Here is a 19,394-nt window from a genome sequence, read left to right on the forward strand (position 1 = left end):
CTGTTAAGGCCCAGCGCGTTACCTGTTGCATCAACGATTGACGCAACAGAAGGGCGTGCCAATGACCATTTCCTCTTCGCTGAATGCCGGTGTGGCGGCGTTGAAGGCCAATGCCAACAGGCTGGCTACGATTTCAGACAACATCGCCAACTCTTCGACCTTCGGCTACAAGCGGGTGGAGACGGATTTTCATTCCATGGTCACCTCGGGCCAGGGGGGCAGCTATTCCGCTGGTGGTGTGCGCACCACAAGTCAGCGGTTGATTGATCAACGCGGCTCGCTGGTCACTACGAACAACTCGACCGATTTGGCCGTGCGCGGTCGGGGCATGCTGCCGGTGCGGCCAAGCTCGCAGATTGCGGGTGGCTCGAATGAGATGCTGCTGACCACCACCGGATCATTTCGCACAAATGATCAGGGCTATCTGGTCACCGAATCGGGTCTGGTGCTTCTGGGATGGCGCGCGAACCCGGATGGCTCGATCCCTGCTGTGCCACGGGATACGCCAGCGGCGCTCGAGCCCATTCAGCTGAGTGTGAACCAGCTGTCCGGTGCCCCGACAACACAGATGAACCTGCGCATGAACCTGCCCGCGACCGCCACAGATGCGGGCGCGCCAGGTGATTCGCAGCCCCTATCCGTTGAATACTTCGACAACCTTGGCAAATCCGAAAGCGTCGATATCGAGCTGGTGCCAACGGTTCCGGCCACAGGCTCCAGCAATGAATGGACCATGATCATGCGCGATTCAGCGTCAGGCGGGGCGGTGATCGGTGAATACACTCTGACCTTCACCGACAGCCGGACCGCAGGCGGTACGCTTGCCACGGTCACTCCGGTAACAGGTGGCGCGTATGATCCGGCAACCGGCAGCGCGGTGGTGAACGTCGCGGGCGGCCCGATGGAGATCAATATCGGTGAGATCGGTGATGCGGACGGAATCACGCAACTTTCGGACACCTTCGCCCCCGTCTCGATCACGCGCGACGGGTCAGCGGTGGGAACGATGACCAGTGTTCAAGTCGATGAAAACGGGTATGTCTACGCCCTCTACGACACCGGTGTCAGCCGCCGCATGTTCCAGATCCCTCTGGCAGATGTGCCAAACCCCAACGGCCTGACCGCGCTTGACAGCCAGACCTACGCACCGTCGCGCGAAAGCGGCACCTTCTTCCTCTGGAACGCGGGCGAGGGTCCGACGGGGGACCTCGTCTCCTTCGCGCGCGAGGAATCCACCACGGATGTCGCGACCGAGCTGACCTCGATGATCAAGACACAGCGCGCCTATTCCTCAAGCGCCAAGGTGATCCAGACCGTCGATGAGATGCTGCAGGAAACCACCAATATCAAACGCTGACTTTGACCCTCGGAAAGGACCCGTCGGATGAACCTGTCGACAGCTTTGAACAACGCCATGACCGGCCTGACCGCCACCAGCCGGGGTGCGTCGGTCGTTTCCGGAAACATTGCCAACGTCCTGACGCCCGGCTACGCGAAACGCTCATTGGAGCTGACCACCAGCCTGATTTCAGGCAATGGCGTCCGCACCGCAGGCATCATTCGGCATCAGGACCCGGTTCTGACGGCCAATCGCCGCGCCACCGACGCCGATCTGTCGCACCAATCCGCTGTGGCCGACTTTCACACTCAACTGGAAAGGGTCGTGGGCACGCCGGAGGACGCGGCATTTCTCTCCAATCGTCTGGCCGAGTTCGAAAGCAGTCTGATCACCGCCGCCAGCCTGCCTGACTCGGTCGAGCGTTTGGATCAAGTGGCCCGCAGTGGCAGCGACGTGGTCGCCAGTCTGAATCGGGCATCGGAAGGATTGCGCCAGTTGCGCTCGGATGCGGACCGGACGATCGGCTCGCAGATCGCCAGCCTGAACCAGACCCTCAAGGATATCGAGGATCTGAACGCCAGAATTCCCGCGATCCGGAACTCGGGCGGTGACATCAATGCCTTTCTGGATCAGCGGCAGGTTCTGATCGACCAGGTCAATGAGCTGATTCCGGTCAATGTCGTCCCGCGCGACAATGACCGTGTTTCTCTTTACTCCGATGGCGGGCTGATCCTGCTTGAAGGCAAAGCGGCTGAGTTTTCCTTCACCACCACAGGCGACACTCAGCCCCATATGAACGTGGGCAACGGCCTGCTGTCGGGGCTGGAGATGAACGGAAACCCGGTCCGGACCAGCGGTGATTCCGCTCAGATCCGTGGTGGTGCGCTGGCGGCCCAATTTGAAATCCGCGACCAACTTGCCCCCGAAGTGCAAACCCAGCTCGACACAGTTGCGCGCGATCTTGTGGAACGGTTTGAAACACCCGGGTTGGATCCAACGGCATTGGCCACCGATCCGGGTTTGTTCACAGACGGCGGCAACCGTCTGGATTTGACAATGCTGACTGGGCTTGCCTCTCGCATCAACCTCAACGCGGTCGTCGACCCGGATTCCGGCGGAGACAGCTGGAGGCTGCGCGCTGGTCTCGGCGCTGCTGCCCCGAATGACCCCGGAGATTCGACCCAGCTGCACGCGTTCAGCGCCGCTCTGATCGAAGCCCGCCCGGTCGCAGGGGCGATCTTTGGCACCGGAAATATGCGCGCCTCTGAGATCGCCGAGGCGATGATGTCGCGCGTCGGCGCAGATGCCCATGTTGCCGAACAACGCAAAACATTCGCCACCGGCGCCCAGAAACAGATGCAACAGCTAGAGGCGGAACAGGGCGTTGACACCGATCAGGAACTGCAACAGTTGATGCAAATCGAACAGGCCTATGCGGCCAATGCGCGTCTCATCTCGGTCGTGGATGAACTGATGGACACCCTATTGAGGCTATAAACATGACGCTGACATCCATAGGTGATCTTGCCCGAGGTCTGACCTTGCAGACCCGGTCCACCCAGATCAAGCAACAGATTGAAACGCTTTCGTATGAAATGTCGACCGGCAAGGTGCAGGACGTCTCGGGCCATCTGGGCGGCGACTATTCGCATCTCCTCGATTTGGACCGCAGCCTGACGCGTTTGGATGCGTTTGGCATCGCCACGTCCGAGGCCAAGCTGTTCTCGGACGCCATGCAACAAAGCCTTGGCGTTTTCAGTGACTCAACGGGCGAGATGACGGCAACTTTGCTGGCCTTTGGCACGGCAAACCACGCTGTGACGCATGAACAAGCCTCGGTCCAGGCCCGCAATGAGCTGGACACGATGATGTCCGCGCTGAAAACCCGGATTGGCGGCCGCAGCCTGTTTTCGGGCACCGCGACGGATGTCTCGCCGCTGCCCTCGGCCGAGACCTTGCTGACCGCGCTTGAGGCTGAGTTGACGGGCTTGGTGACTGTAACCGACATTCGCAACGCAGCCGAGGCTTGGTTCAATGACCCCGCAGGTTTTGACGCGGTCATCTACCAAGGGTCGAACGCCGCGCTGCCATCGATGCAGATTGCCGAAAATGAACGCATTACTCTCGATATCACGGCGACGGACCCTGCGCTGAAGGCGGCGCTCAGGGATGTTGCTATCGCCGCGCTGGTTGCCGACGATGCCTTGGCGGTGCCGAACGATCAGCGCACCGGGTTGTTCAAGCAGTTGGGCGTTGCCCTGGCGAATGCGCAGGATGACACGGTCATTTTGCGGGCCGAGGTCGGCGCCGCCGAAGCGCGTATCGAACAGGCGACGAGCCGCAATGCCGCCGCACGCACCAGTCTGGAATACACCCGCAACGCCCTAATCCAGGCCGATCCCTATGAAACGGCCACCAAGCTTCAGGCCGTGCAGTTCCAATTGGAAAGCCTCTATTCCGTCACCGTTCGCAATGCGAACCTGTCACTGGTGAACTTCCTGAGATGAGGGTTCTTGTTTTTCTTCTGGCTCTGATGCCAAGCCTTGCGTTTGCCGGCGCAATCCGTCTGAAAGATCTGGTTGATTTCGACGGGGTGCGCGGCAACGACTTGGTCGGGTACGGCCTTGTCGTAGGCCTGAATGGAACTGGCGACGGGTTGCGGAATTCCCCCTTCACCGAAGAGATAATGTCCAACATCCTCGAACGGCTGGGCGTGAATGTGAATGGTGAAGATTTTCGCCCCAAGAACGTTGCCGCCGTCCTTGTGACGGCCAGTCTTCCCCCGTTTTCACGGGTCGGAGGGCAAATCGACGTCACTGTCTCGGCCATCGGGGATTCAAGTAGCCTGTTGGGCGGCACGCTGATCATGACCCCTTTGAATGCGGCGGACGGGCAAATCTACGCTGTTGCCCAAGGCACAGTGCTGGCGGGTGGTGCATCGGCTGAAGGTGAGGCCGCGACCGTCGTCCGGGGCGTTCCGACCTCGGGCGTGATCCCATCCGGCGCGCGGGTCGAGCGCGAGATCGACTTTGACTTGTCCAACCTGACCCAAATGCGGTTGGCCCTGCGTGAGCCCGATTTCACAACAGCGGGCCGGATCGAAACGGCTATCAACCGTGAATTCAACCGTGCAGTGGCCATCATGCGCGATTCCGGAACCGTTGAGCTGAACATCGCGGCCACGCAGTCCGTGTCGACAGCGCACGCTATCGGTCGGATCGAAAACATCCTGGTTGAACCTGAAACCAAGGCCCGCGTTGTGGTCGATCAGCGCTCGGGCACGATTGTCATGGGGCAAGAGGTTCGGATCTCTCGGGTCGCGGTTTCCCAAGGCAACCTGACTTTGACGGTGGAAGAGGCTCCGATCGCCGTACAACCCAACCCGTTCGCTGACGGAGAGACCGTCGTGGTGCCTAGAACCTTCGCCGGCATCGAAGAAGAGGAAGGCACCGGTCTGGCCGAAATCCCAGAAGCCACTACCCTATCTGAGGTCGTGGCAGGGCTGAATGCCCTGGGGGTTTCGCCGCGCGACATGATCGACATTCTGAAAACGATCAAAGCCGCGGGGGCCCTGCACGCCGAATTCATCGTTCGATAGTGGTACCCTTCACGCGCCGGGCCTCTATTTGGATTTCCAACTATCCAGCCAACGGCGGAACCGACTGCGCCGTTCATCGATGGCGTCGCCTGCGGCATAGATTCCATCTTCCATCGATTCGAGCATCGGGTCGATCCGCGCCTGACGGAACCGGCGCCAGCGCACCCAAAGCGCCCAGACAATGGCAGCAAAGACAGTCAGGAAGGCAATGTTGAACCATGGGATGATCCGCGCGTCTGGACCTTCGACCGGATTGATAAAGACGGCGTTGGGAAAGATCGACATGAACTCATTGCGCCAGCCATAGTGGGTTACAACAACCCAGTCGGGATTGTTCTTGTCCGAAATCGCGTCATTGGCCTCAGTATAGAGGTTGGCGGTGTCGAACTTGAAATAGAACGGCCAGCCCCAACCGGTATCCTCGTTCCGGTAGACGATGGGCTTCCCGTTGGCACGGACGGCCTGGATAAACTGCACGTCGCGGTTCGACAGGCTGGTGGATTGGTCTTCGGGCTCGGACCAGAAAATACGTGTCCAGTCGTTCAGGTCTTGCCGCTCTTCATAGGTGTTGACGATGCGCACAACATCATGCTGCGGCAGCGAATATTGCAGGATCACAGCGACACTGCCCCAGAAGATGATAATGAATGCCCATTTCACATAGGCCATGCCGTAACCCTCACATATAATTCACGATGTAGATCAACGCGCCGATTGCCACCCAAGGGACAATATACACCGCCAGGATCAGTTTGCGCCGGAACGAATTGTCATAGACGTGCAGCCCGCGTTCCACAAAGGCCTCTTTATTTCCCTGTTTGCCCTTCTCATCCCACCACTTCTCAAGCTTGCGACGGCGGACGCCGCGCGAATAGAGCGACAGCGCGAAATAGGCAATTGTCTGCAGAACCAGCAGGACCAGAAACAGGCGCATCGCTCCGAACATATCAACTCCTCCCGACTGCGCCCCAAGGGCCGACCCGCGCGATGATTGTATCGCTGACACGATCTTCTCCGCTCATATCCGGTTCATGACCGAACAGAGCCGCGCGGGCGCCGGATTTATCCACTTGATACTCGCGGGCCAGAAACTCGGCAACATAGGCCTTTTTGGCCTCGGGCCATGTGACATAGGTTTTGTAGAACAGCTCTTTGTGGCAGATGAACATCTGGCGAGGATCCAGAGGAGCCAGTTCGGACAGCAACATATTCACCAAATCGCGGTACGGCGTATCCGCGGCGCGCAACGTGTAGAAATACGCCGGATGGTCCGAGGTGATCCGCGGCCAAGGCCCCCCATCCGTCGCCCAGCGCAAGAGTTGGGCGAGACCGTGATATGCCTCGGGCAAGCGATCCGAGTGGTTTCGCGCCAACCGCCTCATATCGCGGCGATCCAGCCCCATCAGATCAACATTAGTATCTGCGGCGGCGGCAACGGTCAGGAAATCCATCTTTTGCTGAAGGATCGCCGCCGCATCCACGCCGCGCGCCTTCACTATGGGTTCGACCAGATCATTATAGTCTAGGAATTTGGCAATCTGGTTCCTTTGGGACGGGTCAAACGTGTATTTGATTTTCAGATCGTCGGGCTTTTCGCCCATGCAGATCGCCGCCGGGTGATCCACATCCGGGAACAGGTACAGCCCGCCGAAATGCGCCGTCCAGAAGTTGCGCTGCTCAAACGCCGTGTGGCGGAGGTGGACCGGGTTGCGGGTGACGTCTCCGGTTTCTTTCGCCGTTTCGATCATCCGGGCGATCAGCACGTCATCGAACCACGCATCCTCGGCGGTTTTGAACTGTTCGACCATGCCCGCCAGCTGCTCGGCCTTGCGCAGGGTGCCGCCTGCTGTATCGGCCTCAATCTCGATTTTGCGCAGGTTCAGCAGATCATCGGGCGTGGTGAGTTTGAAGACCGAGTTCACCAGCTCTCCGGCCACCGCGTCGGTGGCGGTCAGGGCGAACAATTGCGCCTCGTTCAACTCGATAAACTCACGCAGAATATCGCGCGAGGTCGAGAATTTGACGTTCAGCAAAGGCGCGCGTTTCTGCTCGGTCGTCAGCAGGATGAACTGCCGGTTAACCCCATTGGGGTTGAGGTAGAGCGGGTCGTCCAGCTCAATCCCCACCTCCGGCGAATAGCCCGAGATATCCACGTGGAAATCCGTCAGAGCCGTGGTCTTCCCCGCCAGATGCTGCAACGCGCGGTTATACCGCTCGACCAAGGCCGGGCTGGAGATGTGGACGAGGTTGCCGAACATCAGGCCTTTTTCGATGAGGCGGATCATTTTCGCCTCCTATGTGACGGAGCATAATCTCGCCGCAACAGGAGAGACATTGCTGAAGGCGGGCGGTTGCCTGACCCCGAGATCTTTGCCGCGATCTCTTTTCCATCCATCCTAAACTCTGCAAGCCGGTCCTGAACTCGCCCTATTGCACCGATGTTTAGGTTAACCCTAAGGATCGTTCCGGGAAACGATGTAGAGAAGTTCGCCTTGGTCTTTGGAGTCATGCAAATAGCAGTGTTGCCGCTGCAAATTACGAAGTTGCCGCCGTTTCTTGCCAATCGGTTAGTCATGTAAAGACCATACCCAGAATTGAACCAATTATCCGACCTTCTTGGTTCGTGGGTTCTACCCGAGACGCTGGGAAGTAAAGAACACTCGAGTGCTTGTTTATCTGAATTAAATCTAAAGTTTGGGTTCCGTCCCAGCCCCCTTCTTACTCCAATTCCAAAATCACATGCCGCGAACTCTACTTTGTTGCTCGTAGGCCAATACTGGGCGCAGTAGTAAATCTTATCTGTCTCACCATGCTCAAAGCTATTCCGAAATACTTCTCGCAAAGAGTATCCAAGTACATCGAATAGATCACGATTCTCATTTTGGTCGTGAGCCAAAACGAGGGCAATCCGATCCACCGAACGCTGCAGCAAGTCTTGCATTTCTTCATATTCGTCAGTCGGCTTTTCAACCAACTCTTGTTCCCGTAGTTCAGTAATCGGAAGATATCGAGAATTTCCCGGGGCCTGCCCCATCGAATTCCCATGATCGAATCCGCACATGCTAAAGAAGCCCATGTGCGATAGATATGAGTGGTTATTCCAGTTATCGAACACGACCGTCAGGTTCTCGCAACGATCTTTCAGGTGTTTAATCTTCGCACCCAAAATCAACATCGTGAATGGTGAGCAAAACGCTTTGTCGGGCATTTCGATAACTAAGCGATCATGGCCGCTGTAGTAGTCCAACTCTTTGGCAAATCCGAAGATTGAACCTAAGTCTGTTTTTTCGGGAAAGCTAATTCTTGCGTTAGGCATCCTTCCCCTCCAGATACCGCCGCTTGGCCTCTTCCATCCGGCCCATCTCGCGGACGGCGTTTTCTATGGCGACCTCGTCGCTCCTGTCGGCATAGCGGAACTCGCTGTCGGCGTAGCGGTTGATCTCCTGCATCACCATTTCCACAGTGATCGGCTGGTGCAGGTCCTCGATCATGGCCTTCTTGGTGTCGTAGTCGCGGAACAGGAACAGGTCGGGGTTCTCCATCCATTCATCGGGCAGTTCGAAATCCATCGCGCGGACCTTGACCGCGTCGGTGATGTTCTTGATCGCGCGGCCCGTGAAGCGCTCATCCGCCTGTTGGATCGCCTTGAGGTAGGTGCCCAGCTTGGCAATTGTGTCCATCTGGCCGATCTCGCCAGAAACCCGGTCGTAGACCTGCAGCAAAGCGTCCTCATGCGGGCGGGAGTGGCTTTCGAAACTGGCGGCGACGGCCTTTTTGATTTCCTGCGCCGCATAGGCGTCGTGTTCACCCAGCGGGATGTCGTGGTTGCGACCCATCAGCAGGTGCAGGATGTCGATGTAATCCTCGCGTGTCTGCGGCCCGTCTACCAGGAACCGAGCTCCAGCCCGCTGGCGCAGGGCATCGTCCACATTCTCGGGGTAGTTCGAGAACATGCCAAAGGTGCAGTTGCCGCGCACGACGGTGTTGGCACCCGCAAAGCTCTCCATCAGCACGGCGGTAATTTCCAACTGCCCGGCCGAGGACTGCCGGTCGCCGCGTTTGCCCGCCAGTTGGTCGATATCGTCGATGGTGCCGAAGCCGATGACCGAGGGGTCGATAATCGTGTTGATAAAGGCTTTTGCGTTCTGGCCGGACTTGCCCTGATAGCTGTCGATATTGTCAGTGCTCAGGTTCTGATAGCGGAACGGATAGCCCGCGTTCTGGCAATAGTCATTGATCAGCCCGGCCATCATCTGGATCAGGGTGGTCTTGCCGGTGCCCGGTTTGCCATCGCCCATAAAGGTGAAGATGAACCCGCCAAGCTCGGCAAACGGATTCAGGCGGCGGTCGAAGTCATAGGCCATCAGCATCTTGGCCAGCTTCATCGCCTGATACTTCGCGATATGGTTGCCGACCACCTCATTCGGTTTCTTGAACGTCATGGTCAGGGTGGTGGATTTGGCCTTAGAGGCCGGCTCAAACCCCCGGATCGTCAGATCGTCGGCCTCGATATGCCAGGCCGCGTTTTGGAAAGGGGCCAGATGGCCAGCGGATTGCGCGCGCAGGGCGACCTTGTCCATCAGTTGTTCAGCATAGGCGCTGATGGCGGCGATCAGACGCGCGTCGTCGGGGGCGTGTTTGGCCAACACCTGATCCAGCTCCCACAAGGCTCCGTGCAGGGCAAGCTGGCCATTGTCGGTCAGAACCTCTTCGATCTCACCGAGGTCAATGGTGGTTTCGCCCAGATGGGACGACATCAGATAAGCCAGCGCGTTGCCCAGTACATGAGAGTTGACCAGTGCCTCAGCCGTCAGCAATTCCGAAAACTCAGTCCTACGCGCAACAGGCAAGTCCCCCGCCAGATTTGCCCGCTTCAAATCCGCCAAAGGAGTCTGCTCCGCATAAGCCTCGGCCACGGCCAGAGCGATGGCAATCGCGCGCCGAATGGCCTGCTGCGCGGTGGCCTGAGGGGGTGAGACCAGCGTATCACCATCATCCGACGCCTCGATCCGCTCCACCAGATGCACCCCATCCGCCCGCACAGTGCGCCGCGTCACAAGCCCGGGCGTCGTGGATCGAAACCGCCGCCCCGTCGACACGCCCGATGACCGCTCAACCGCCACTTCAACGGGTTTCGCAATCCGCGGCGCGTGTTCAAACCCATTCAACAAGGCCGTCGCCGCCGGGTAATGCTTGCGAATATCGTCTTCCCGCAATTCCATCTGATCTGACGTCAAACTCATTTCAAAATCGCCTTTGCTGTCTTCAATATCTCAACACCTGCCCGGTTTTGCTGACCACGAACTTGCGCACATCGCCAAAACCCGGCGGGTTGCGCTCGGCCAGTACCTGAAACGGACGCTGAGGCAGGATGATCGAGCGCTGCGTGCGCGTCGCCCCGGTCTCGGCCCCTTGCCCGCCGAACGGGTCCAGCGCAAAAACCTCACGCTCGACGGTCGAGAACCACCCAGCGCGTTCCTCGATCACCTCTTCGCTTTCCAGTTCTTCGGTGGTCCAGGCCAGCGCCCAGTCCTGACCTTGCGGAGACTGCGCATCCTCCAGCACCTGCCGCAGAGGTCCAGATTGCTCGGTATAGGCCGAGGAATACATCGGCCCCACATGGATGCGGCGCAGGTGTTTGGGGTGCAGGTCGTCGAAATCCTGATCAAAGCCCTTAGCGATGGTGACCAGTTTCAAACCGCCCAGTGATTGAGCCATCAGATGTGCCTGTACCTCGGGCCAGCGGCGTTGGTCCTTGGGCAGGGCGGTTTTGCCGCTATCCTCCAGTTGCATCAGATAGATGACCGGCAGGTTGATCTGGCTGTCATAGACGGCCCAGTGGATCATAAACTTGCGCCGCTCGCCCTCATTCCCGATCCAGTGGCATTCGGGATCGTTGCGGGCCCAGAACAGCTGGCCTTTCAGCAATTCCTCGTAATAGAGCCTTTGGGACAGCGCGAATTGCAGCTTGGTTGGGATTTCCTGATCGCCAATGATCGTCCGCACCATGTCGGTTTTCAGATCATCTTCCGAGGGCATATTCGCCAGATGCACCTGAGCCTGCTGCGCGTCGTTGGCCATAGTCAGCAACTCGGCCGCCACCGGGAACCCGCTGTCGCGCTTGTCCATCGCAAGGCTGCCAAAGAACCGCCCTGTATCACGCCCGACCAGTAGGTATTTCATGGAGAGCGCGCGGAATGTGTAAAGCAACCCCGAGAGGTAGCGCGACACGATCCGCACCTCTTGCTTGCTGATCGCGCCCTCAGCCTCCATCGTTGCAGCCACGCGCAGGAGGTGGACGGTGATCACCTCGAATTTGCGAAAATACCGGCGCGAAGCGAAAGTGTCGGTCAAGCCGACATGGTCTTGGGTGGGGTCACTCAAAAAGAGAACCTCCTTTGGGCTGACTACTGAAAAAAGCCAGTCTTTTATGAGAACTAGTCTTCATTCCTCGTCAACCAACCGAATTTGAAATGAACAATCTGCACGAGAGGAATAACCGGCATCCATGGCTTGAAGCCCACGGCTAGGTAGATGAGCCATAGAACGAAGACCAGACCCAGCCAGCTTGCCACCCAACTGGACAAGTTGTTGGGTTTGCCGAAAGTTGACCAGTTGACGTCCGAAAAGCGCAACATTCATCCGCCATACAAATTCTTGTCATGCTTCTCGACAATCGACGCGAACCGGCGGGCAAAGCGCTCATCCGCCTTGGCCTTTTTCTCCAGCACGTCGCGGGCAAAGACCATGTGGTCCTCATGCGCCTCAAGCATGTCGGCCATTTTCTGGTTGGTCGCGGTGCCAATGGCGGCCATGGCGGTTTGCGCCTCTTGATCCGTCTTCACACCGATCTCATTGATGCGGTGGGCCACGTCCTGCTGCTGCGCGGTTTTCAACGATTTGGTCAGAGCGTCATACAGCACCACGCGCTGTTGCGTGTCTGTCTGCAGCTTGTTGATCAGCACCATCTGCGTCGCCGCCTGGTTCTGCAGTGAGTCGACCCAGGTCTTCCCCTTTTCGATATAGCGCTCCAGCGTCTGTGACTTGGCCAGCTTGACCTGTTCTTCTTGAACCTTGGCGTTGTATTGCTTGTTCAGCTCGGCCAGCTCGGTTTCCAGCTGAGTACGCGCGGCGGCGTCCTGTTCGACGCTGATCTTGTTCTCCAAGGTGATGATCGTCGGGTCCATGCCCTGAATCTCGGCCCGCAGCGCCTCGAGCTCTGCAACGGTGGCTTCACGGTCGTCCAGCGTGACGGTCAGGTTGTCCTCAACCTTAACGCGCTGTTCTTCAAGCACGGATAGTTGCCCTTCCAGCAGTTTGACGATCACGTCGGATTTGGCGATCAGGTCCTGCAGTTTGTCGTCGATATTGGCCGTGCGCATGCGCTCTTGCCGCATCGACTCGGATTTGCCTTTCGAGAAGATGCCAACAAACGACTCCCACCCGGTTTTCGAGCGCATCTCATCGAAATCCTTGGAAAACGCACTGGTGACATCGTCCAGCCCCATGATCAACTCAGCGATATTGGCGTTCATCACCTCGGTATGGGCATGCACATCCTCAAGCGTGGCGTTTTCGATGTCGATATCCGCCTCAGCCGTACCGATCTTGGCGCGTGCAGCCTCGATCCGTGAAGTCAGGCCTTCGATCTGCGATTGCGACTCACGCACCTTGGACTGAGTCTCTTTGATCAATGCCTCAAATTGCTGGTTCGACATCTATGCTATCCCTTTTTCTTTATATTTCTATATAGATAGGTAATGTAACGCTCATTTACATCTCCTATCGCTCGGAAATTTCAAAAACTGTCGCAAACTCCCAAGAGAAATGAAAGCCATATGGCACCGGCGGGGGGCCAAAGTCGCTTCGCAGTGGAAAAGAGGCACAACTGGGTTCATCGCCGCACGACAATGGACATAGACAAAGCGCATGACACCTGCTTGGGTGCGCGCAACGCAAATATTGCCGGAGGCTGACCCATGCTGGACGCAACGACCGATCTGAAATCCCTGCTCAAGAATCCCGACCTTCTGGTGACCAAAGCCTATATCGGCGGCCAATGGGTGGATGGTGACAACGGCACGTTCGCAGTGACCAACCCCGCACGCGGGGACGTGATTGCCGAAGTTGCCGATGTCAGCCGCGCGCAGGTCGCAGGCGCCATCGCACAGGCCGAAGCCGCGCAAAAGGAATGGGCCAAGCTGACCGGTAAGGAACGCGCCGCCATCCTGCGCCGCTGGTTCGACCTGATGATGGAAAACGCCGAGGATCTGGGCAAGATCCTGACCGCCGAGCAAGGCAAGCCGCTGGCCGAGGCTGTTGGCGAAATCGGCTATGGGGCCTCTTTCATCGAGTTCTTCGGGGAAGAAGCCAAGCGGGTCTATGGCGAGACCATCCCCGGCCATCAGCGCGACAAGCGGATCATGGTGATGAAACAGCCGATCGGCGTGGCGGCTTCGATCACGCCTTGGAACTTCCCCAACGCGATGATCACCCGCAAGGCTGGCCCGGCACTGGCTGCGGGCTGCGCCTTTGTCGCGCGCCCGGCGACAGAGACCCCTCTGTCAGCCCTGGTTCTGGCGCTGCTGGCAGAGCAGGCGGGCGTGCCCGCGGGTGTTTTCAACGTCGTGCCGTCGACTCAGGCCAGCGAGACCGGCAAGGAGTTCTGCGAGAACCCGGGCGTGCGCAAGTTGACCTTTACTGGCTCGACCGAGGTGGGACGCATCCTGCTGCGTCAGGCGGCCGATCAGGTCATGAAATGCTCGATGGAGCTGGGCGGCAACGCGCCCTTTATCGTGTTCGACGATGCCGATCTGGATGCAGCGGTCGAAGGCGCGATGCTGTGCAAGTTCCGCAATAACGGTCAGACCTGTGTCTGCGCCAATCGCATTTACGTGCAGGCCGGCGTCTACGATGCCTTTGCCGCCAAGCTGAAAGCTGCGGTTGAGGCGCTCAACGTCGGCGACGGACTGAGCGCTGGCACAACCACCGGCCCCTTGATCAACGACGACGCGGTGGCCAAAGTCGAAGAGCATATCAAGGATGTCACCGACAAGGGCGGCGCGGTTCTCACCGGCGGCCTGCCTCATGATCTGGGCGGCACTTTCTTCCAACCTACCATCGTGACCGGCGTGACTCAGGACATGATGGTGGCGCAGGACGAAACCTTTGGCCCACTGGCGCCCTTGTTCAAGTTCGAGGACGAAGATGACGTCATCGCCATGGCCAATGATACGATCTTCGGTCTGGCCTCGTATTTCTATGCCAAGGACCTGAGCCGCGTCTACAAAGTGGCCGAGGCGCTGGAATATGGCATCGTTGGCGTGAACACCGGCATCATCTCGACCGAGCTGGGCCCTTTCGGCGGCGTCAAGCAATCCGGCCTTGGTCGCGAAGGCAGCCATCATGGCATGGAAGACTATATGGAAATGAAATACGTCTGCCTGTCGGTCTGATCTTGAAGACTACCTCTCTCATCGCGTAGAGAGGGGCAACTGATATGACAGGGCCTTGCCTGCCTGATGTCTCTCCATTCCCTAAAACAGAGCAAAGATGCGCGGATGTAGACGGGCCGACAGCCAGTCGCGCGTCTCACCAACTCACGCGTCCGGAATATTCCCCTTGGCCGGGATGAATATTGAGAAACAGGTGCAGCCGCTGGAGGGTATTTAATTCATGCTTCTGCGTGTTTCATCGTGTATCGAAACTTTTCCAGTGTTATTCTTTTCAACAATTTGGCTGTTTCAAGTTGTTCCAATTTGCTCCTCTGCAAATTTTTTATTGGGGGGGTTGATAGAGAGGTGCCCCTTGAACCATGGCAAGTTGGGCCTGTTTGATCACGCAACCAGCCGCGTATTACATTAACTGGTGGTGATATGCCCGCGAAACTTGGAATTTTACCACTCCCGGAAGACCAGCTAGATAGGAGTACGCCGGAAGTTATGGCGTCGAAAAAGCGTAAAGGCATCCTAGTGGGCATTGGCGAGGAACTTGTCGCGATGGACAAAACAAACCGACCCACCCTTGTTCAATTCTCGCCGATGCGCACACAACCCGTTCAAGCTTCACACCGCGACCAAACGACCGGGCACGTACGGTTCGCGCAGCCAATGATGGGGACGCAATAAAGGGTCGTGTGCAATATCCAAGCCCCGTACAATGCGGGGCCGGCTGCAATGCTAAAGTGGTAGTGCTTAGAGCGCCCCAACCCTACCAAGAAAGCCGCCTGTCTATGTTATTCGCCACCGTTAATAGCGCCCAGCCAAAGCCGCAACGATCGAGGATGACGCAGCAATCACGCAATTGAGTTGGAAAATGGTTAGGTCAGCATCGGCTATAAGCGCAACGTGGCCATACCCAAAGTCTCTGTAAACGCCGCGAACAAGTTGGTTTCATTTTCCCCAGTAAAACCAATGGCCGTTCCCGCAAAAGGTACACCAATGACTGAACAAGTAATTTTACGTATTTGCGGTGGTGTTCCAACACACGGTCTTTGAACAAGCACGTCGCGGTTGAAAAAATTTTGTATATTGAAGGGCGAAATCCTCGCACTTACTCACAAAACCGCAAAGCGCGCGCGATTTCTCTGGTCTCAGAAGCTTGGCTGAGTTCATCGACAATTTTGAGAGACTCGTGTGGGCTCATATTGAAACGCCGGGCGAGAAACCTTGCAGCTTGGCATTCAATGCGCTCGGCTACGTTGGCACCCATGTTGATTGACGCTGCCTGCAGACAGGCTCGTGTGAATAAAAATTGCGCGGTTAGAGGGGAGAATTCGTACAGTGCTTCAGTATCCCCCACGACCAAACCCGCACCATTCCGTTCTGTACCGTACGGCGGCACAACGCCTGCGGAATAGTCAAAGCTAATGACGTTGCCCCGCTCATCAAGGCAATAGCCCTTCTCCCAAATCGCATCCTGGAGCTGTGCGTCAGATTGGTTAGCGAACCCAAGGCCAATTACTGTGGAAAGCAAGGCAACCAGGAAATAGGACGGAATGTTACTCATGAATTACCTCCGTTATCCAGTTCTGCCACGGACCAAACTCATTTGAAATTGGCGGAGGCGTGTCAGGGTAGTCTTTGCTCAAGGCATCGGCATTCGTAGTTAGAGTACGAGCGAAATCCTCGGATAGCAAAACCTGATCTGCGACGTTCACGGACTCTAGTGCCAGGAGTAAATCATCAATGTCAATCAATGCGAGTACTTCGGCAGCCCTAGAGCGTATTGGCCAGCTGAGTTCCGGCTTAGCAACAAAATCGCTCAGATGTAGTGCAACAATCCGAGTCTGTTCTTCGTTCATAGCATTTCGGAGCTTCTTAAGTGTCGCAACAACTGAATCCAGAAGAAGTTGATCCTTCGGATTGTCGAAATTCAACAGAAGCGGAATTAAAAACTCAACTAGCGCAGTGCGATCCTCTGGCTTCAAACCTACAAGGGGCCATCCTGATAGAAAATCTACCAATTCCCGTTTCTTCTCAGGTGACAAGTCGGCTTTTAGCACGCTCTGAAACGGAGCTGGCTCTCCGTACTCGTAGAGCAGGTAGGAAAGTCCAACAAGTTGCGAGTATCGTTCCTGATACAGCTCCAATAACTTTGCTTCTAATTCAGGCTGTCTAAGGATCAAAGACCTCAAAATATCCAGGTTAGCGTTGTTTGGGGACGTCAGTGTTTCGCGAGCCATTGCTTCAAGTAGAATCTCAAGTGCCTTCTCAGGATCCAGTTTTGACAAAAGCTGCTTCGCAAATTCATTAACGTTGCAATCATGGTCGCCGCCAGTAACGTCTTCTAAGCACGCCTTTCTGTGCGTCAACTCGGTAATCAGTTCCTCGTGCCCTTCAAGCTCAGAAGCCAACACCAGCATCAATTCGAAGACATCGTCACCGGCGTATTGCAGAGCGGTTAAGATCAGCAACCTCCTGTCCTCCGCTTCGGTGTATAGGTGCCAAAGATTAAGAAATGCGAGTCGCTTGTTTGTCCCCTCTTTCCTGTCTAGGAGCAGCTCGTAATGCTTTGCGACAGTTTCGGCGCGAGAGATTGCTTGGCCACTCCTCTCTAGCCGCGCGTTCAGATCCTGAAGTCTCTCGTCGGTTCGCGATTGAATTTCTGCCAGCTTTTCGTCTTTTTCTGACTGGATACGGGCTGTCTGATAAGTCGCAATACCTCCGAAAAGAGCGCCCGTCAGTGATATCACTGCAACTAGTATGGAGACGCGAGCGGTGTTCCGGGCGCTTTTAAACTTGCTTTCAACAGCATTGTCGAGCGCGTCGGCAAGCTCCTTGGAAATGTCAGTTGCATCCGTCACTGTAGTTTGCTTTCTCCGTATTGAGTTCAAGGACGGTTGTCATGATACCAGCTTTGGCATCGCTTTCAGCTTTTTCTGCCGCAACAAACAGTTCAGCTGCCTGCTCGACAGTCAACTGTCCATATGCATTTGAGCATTCGGGGTATTGCACAGTTGGAGCTGCACTTTCACGTTCGCTCTCATCAAGCGCATCGAAGGCTGCCTGAGATTCTGCAATTGCATCTAATACGTTCTCAAAGCATTTTTTTTCAGCGGTAGCTTTTGTTAGCTCAGCAACAAAATTTTCTTGCTGAGCTTGCTTGGTATCGATTGCGGCTTGTATTTCTTCACACGTCCGAAGCTGCGCTTGCAGGCCGTTATTCAGCATCAGTGTCAATACTGTCGCCCAAGCAACGAGAGCTTTCACTTGTGCCTTTGAGGACATTTGCCAACCCAAATAGATAAAACAAATTCAAAGTATCGGGGATAATAGCATGAAATTCCCTAAAACGAAATTTTGAACGGCGCTCTTTTTTGGCCGCAACCCTATCTTCAAACAGGAGACAACTTCACTGCTCCCGCACCTGATGATCCCGGGCATTGAGGCAGCCAGATGAAGGCTAACTATCGGCTGCGGGCTTCACCTTGTCGGCCGAGAAAAAAGGGGCGCGCCCAACCACAAGCGCGTCCCAGACCAACAGGGAGAAGAAAACTCGCGTTCTCAAATACACCAACGCTAGTTCGTCAATGAAAGTAGATTGGCCGATACTGTTGGGGTAGTCTGTGACGCGGGTTACATATCGAGCAATTTCTGGATTGGTTCTGCCGAACTTGTCCAACCCCATCGACGAGCGAACAGGTAGATGCTCGACTAACCTGTGCCTGAAGGCGGTGCCACATTCGAAGCCGCTTCAACTTGCCTTAGTGCATTTGGTACGAACAGCTCACTAAACCCGGCAATGAAACCAAACAGCAAATACGTCCATGGTTTCAGTGCGGGCTCTATAGATGCTAGCAGCCAATCACCTGAAATCAGGAATATGGCGACGCCCGCCGCAATAACCCCGATGGGGATACGGATGAAACCCGTATAAACCATCTCCCACAGGGAAACGGAGTGATCCACCCGTATGCTGCTTACGGATCCGGAGACGGAAAAAAACGCACCAATTGCACCCAAAGCTAGAATATCCAGTGCGTGGACGTTGAACGAATCTGATGAGCTGGCCACCAATAGATTTGAAAACGGCCCTGAAAATCGCAGAGCAACCCAAAGTATCAATATCGCGAAAAGTGCGAACAAATTCCCCTGCACATAACGCATCCGGTTCTTGCTGTCGCGAAGCTTTGTAATGTGGTTGCGAACGTGATTGAGAAGCTCTTTTGCAACTTTCTGGTTGCCCTCGTAGGCCATTTCCATAGCCCGCGCCATCATCTCAGTCGCCCTTCTACGGAGAGAATTTGAGCTTCCAGTATCGAGACTGCCAGACCTACATATGCTATCGACTAAGTCACAAATATAGGCCAATTCGCCTGCAACGCTACTAAGGTTTGCACGGAGCTCTTTTGCGCACTCGTAGTCCTCGGGAAATTTCGTTCGCAACCAAATATGATCCAAGCGGCGCCCTTTTGCGCCACCAAAGACGCCACTCTTGGACGTGCCCCCCGCATCATTGGCAACAGTGTCAGACCCGTCAGTCACTTCCTGCACAACCGAATAGATTATGAATCGGTCAGTTCCAATCAAGACACGGTCTACAGTGTCACAAAGAGGATCTTTCTCGCCTTTTCGTATACGTTCAGTTTTCGCGATTTGGCACTTATCAACTTTGCAAATACTACTATCGGCTGCTTCCTGGGGCAGCCCAGAATGCTCGTTCATTGGAATTTTCCTATCGTATTCTTTGAACTCAAATCTGATGTGTCTTGTACCACAATCTGCGGTTTTTGCACAGTAGCGGCGTTCCACGATAGCGAAAGGTGGTACACTGCTTTGGTCTTTTTGCGGCTGCTGTTGAGTCGTTTCGTAGCTCGTCTATCAAAAAGGCCTCAGTGGCCTTGCGTGTCCGTCATCGAATGATTTGGAACACGAGCGTTTGATTGGCTTAGGAGGATCAGGCTCGCCGTAGTTTCAATCTACGCCGCGTTCTGATGATGCAGCAAGCGGCGTTTCT

At 56.1% G+C, this 19,394-nt stretch carries 16 protein-coding genes; 5 read left to right on the top strand and 11 right to left on the bottom strand.

The genetic code is table 11. The annotated features are described in order from the left end of the window. Nucleotides 1-61 precede the first annotated feature (61 nt). Genes ACR0B5_RS19180 through ACR0B5_RS19195 form a run of 4 tightly spaced genes read left to right on the top strand, consistent with a single transcriptional unit; the run spans nt 62 to nt 4,937 of the window. Nucleotides 62-1,357 carry a flagellar hook protein FlgE gene (locus ACR0B5_RS19180; protein WP_480542640.1) on the top strand — a complete coding sequence of 432 codons (1,296 nt, stop codon included), beginning with the start codon at nt 62-64 and terminating at the stop codon, nt 1,355-1,357. A gap of 27 nt (nt 1,358-1,384) precedes the next feature. After that, nucleotides 1,385-2,836 carry a flagellar hook-associated protein FlgK gene (gene flgK / locus ACR0B5_RS19185; RefSeq protein ID WP_480542642.1) on the top strand — a complete coding sequence of 484 codons (1,452 nt, stop codon included), beginning with the start codon at nt 1,385-1,387 and terminating at the stop codon, nt 2,834-2,836. A 2-nt stretch (nt 2,837-2,838) separates the two neighbouring features. Continuing rightward, nucleotides 2,839-3,846: a flagellin gene (locus ACR0B5_RS19190; RefSeq protein ID WP_480542644.1), complete on the top strand. Its 1,008-nt coding sequence runs from the start codon at nt 2,839-2,841 to the stop codon at nt 3,844-3,846. Then, on the top strand, nt 3,843-4,937 hold the full coding sequence (locus ACR0B5_RS19195; protein ID WP_480542646.1) for a flagellar basal body P-ring protein FlgI: 1,095 nt from the start codon (nt 3,843-3,845) through the stop codon (nt 4,935-4,937). Before ACR0B5_RS19190 ends, ACR0B5_RS19195 begins: the two co-directional genes overlap by 4 nt. A gap of 24 nt (nt 4,938-4,961) precedes the next feature. Here the strand turns inward: ACR0B5_RS19195 and ACR0B5_RS19200 are convergent, their stop codons facing one another. The 7 genes from ACR0B5_RS19200 to ACR0B5_RS19230 all read right to left on the bottom strand — a co-directional run bounded on the left by ACR0B5_RS19200 (nt 4,962) and on the right by ACR0B5_RS19230 (nt 12,655). Further along, nucleotides 4,962-5,606 carry a DUF1523 family protein gene (locus tag ACR0B5_RS19200; RefSeq protein WP_480542648.1) on the bottom strand — a complete coding sequence of 215 codons (645 nt, stop codon included), beginning with the start codon at nt 5,604-5,606 and terminating at the stop codon, nt 4,962-4,964. A 10-nt stretch (nt 5,607-5,616) separates the two neighbouring features. Beyond that, a complete protein-coding gene (locus tag ACR0B5_RS19205) occupies nt 5,617-5,883 on the bottom strand; it encodes a hypothetical protein (RefSeq protein WP_480542650.1) in 267 nt (88 codons plus the stop codon). Between the two features lies 1 nt (nt 5,884). Then, nucleotides 5,885-7,222, bottom strand: a complete 1,338-nt coding sequence (locus ACR0B5_RS19210; protein WP_480542652.1) for a DUF6638 family protein — start codon at nt 7,220-7,222, stop codon at nt 5,885-5,887. Further along, complete coding sequence (locus ACR0B5_RS19215; protein ID WP_480542654.1) at nt 7,219-8,253, bottom strand: hypothetical protein; 1,035 nt, start codon at nt 8,251-8,253, stop codon at nt 7,219-7,221. The genes ACR0B5_RS19210 and ACR0B5_RS19215 overlap by 4 nt, the downstream gene beginning before the upstream one ends. After that, nucleotides 8,246-10,180, bottom strand: a complete 1,935-nt coding sequence (locus ACR0B5_RS19220) for an AAA family ATPase (RefSeq protein ID WP_480542656.1) — start codon at nt 10,178-10,180, stop codon at nt 8,246-8,248. Before ACR0B5_RS19220 ends, ACR0B5_RS19215 begins: the two co-directional genes overlap by 8 nt. 22 nt (nt 10,181-10,202) lie before the next feature. Next, the gene (locus ACR0B5_RS19225) at nt 10,203-11,321 is read right to left on the bottom strand and encodes a hypothetical protein (protein ID WP_480542658.1); all 1,119 of its coding nucleotides are present in this window, start codon (nt 11,319-11,321) and stop codon (nt 10,203-10,205) included. 254 nt (nt 11,322-11,575) lie between these two features. Next, on the bottom strand, nt 11,576-12,655 hold the full coding sequence (locus tag ACR0B5_RS19230; protein WP_480542660.1) for a hypothetical protein: 1,080 nt from the start codon (nt 12,653-12,655) through the stop codon (nt 11,576-11,578). A gap of 261 nt (nt 12,656-12,916) precedes the next feature. On the opposite strand from ACR0B5_RS19230, the gene ACR0B5_RS19235 reads away from it, so the two are divergent. Then, nucleotides 12,917-14,392 carry an NAD-dependent succinate-semialdehyde dehydrogenase gene (locus ACR0B5_RS19235; RefSeq protein WP_475217250.1) on the top strand — a complete coding sequence of 492 codons (1,476 nt, stop codon included), beginning with the start codon at nt 12,917-12,919 and terminating at the stop codon, nt 14,390-14,392. Between the two features lie 1,096 nt (nt 14,393-15,488). Here the strand turns inward: ACR0B5_RS19235 and ACR0B5_RS19240 are convergent. From ACR0B5_RS19240 to ACR0B5_RS19255, 4 genes are all read right to left on the bottom strand, one after another. Further along, nucleotides 15,489-15,944, bottom strand: a complete 456-nt coding sequence (locus ACR0B5_RS19240) for a hypothetical protein (protein WP_480542662.1) — start codon at nt 15,942-15,944, stop codon at nt 15,489-15,491. After that, a complete protein-coding gene (locus ACR0B5_RS19245) occupies nt 15,937-17,241 on the bottom strand; it encodes a hypothetical protein (protein WP_480542664.1) in 1,305 nt (434 codons plus the stop codon). Before ACR0B5_RS19245 ends, ACR0B5_RS19240 begins: the two co-directional genes overlap by 8 nt. After that, nucleotides 17,225-17,647 (bottom strand): hypothetical protein, encoded by a 423-nt coding sequence (locus ACR0B5_RS19250; protein WP_480542666.1) that lies wholly within the window; start codon nt 17,645-17,647, stop codon nt 17,225-17,227. The genes ACR0B5_RS19245 and ACR0B5_RS19250 overlap by 17 nt, the downstream gene beginning before the upstream one ends. Nucleotides 17,648-18,091: 444 nt before the next feature. Continuing rightward, nucleotides 18,092-19,102, bottom strand: a complete 1,011-nt coding sequence (locus tag ACR0B5_RS19255; protein ID WP_480542668.1) for a hypothetical protein — start codon at nt 19,100-19,102, stop codon at nt 18,092-18,094. Nucleotides 19,103-19,394: the final 292 nt, after the last annotated feature.

Source organism: Ruegeria sp. AG1, assembly GCF_056541705.1.

Excerpts from the sequence above, each read along its gene's own strand:
- ACR0B5_RS19220 (WP_480542656.1), bottom strand. The coding sequence starts at position 10,180 with ATGAGTTTGACGTCAGATCAGATGGAATTGCGGGAAGACGATATTCGC.
- ACR0B5_RS19255 (WP_480542668.1), bottom strand. The coding sequence starts at position 19,102 with ATGAACGAGCATTCTGGGCTGCCCCAGGAAGCAGCCGATAGTAGTATT.
- ACR0B5_RS19230 (WP_480542660.1), bottom strand. The coding sequence starts at position 12,655 with ATGTCGAACCAGCAATTTGAGGCATTGATCAAAGAGACTCAGTCCAAG.
- flgK (WP_480542642.1), top strand. The coding sequence starts at position 1,385 with ATGAACCTGTCGACAGCTTTGAACAACGCCATGACCGGCCTGACCGCC.
- ACR0B5_RS19240 (WP_480542662.1), bottom strand. The coding sequence starts at position 15,944 with ATGAGTAACATTCCGTCCTATTTCCTGGTTGCCTTGCTTTCCACAGTA.
- ACR0B5_RS19235 (WP_475217250.1), top strand. The coding sequence starts at position 12,917 with ATGCTGGACGCAACGACCGATCTGAAATCCCTGCTCAAGAATCCCGAC.
- ACR0B5_RS19205 (WP_480542650.1), bottom strand. The coding sequence starts at position 5,883 with ATGTTCGGAGCGATGCGCCTGTTTCTGGTCCTGCTGGTTCTGCAGACA.
- ACR0B5_RS19210 (WP_480542652.1), bottom strand. The coding sequence starts at position 7,222 with ATGATCCGCCTCATCGAAAAAGGCCTGATGTTCGGCAACCTCGTCCAC.
- ACR0B5_RS19215 (WP_480542654.1), bottom strand. The coding sequence starts at position 8,253 with ATGCCTAACGCAAGAATTAGCTTTCCCGAAAAAACAGACTTAGGTTCA.
- ACR0B5_RS19190 (WP_480542644.1), top strand. The coding sequence starts at position 2,839 with ATGACGCTGACATCCATAGGTGATCTTGCCCGAGGTCTGACCTTGCAG.
- ACR0B5_RS19195 (WP_480542646.1), top strand. The coding sequence starts at position 3,843 with ATGAGGGTTCTTGTTTTTCTTCTGGCTCTGATGCCAAGCCTTGCGTTT.
- ACR0B5_RS19180 (WP_480542640.1), top strand. The coding sequence starts at position 62 with ATGACCATTTCCTCTTCGCTGAATGCCGGTGTGGCGGCGTTGAAGGCC.
- ACR0B5_RS19200 (WP_480542648.1), bottom strand. The coding sequence starts at position 5,606 with ATGGCCTATGTGAAATGGGCATTCATTATCATCTTCTGGGGCAGTGTC.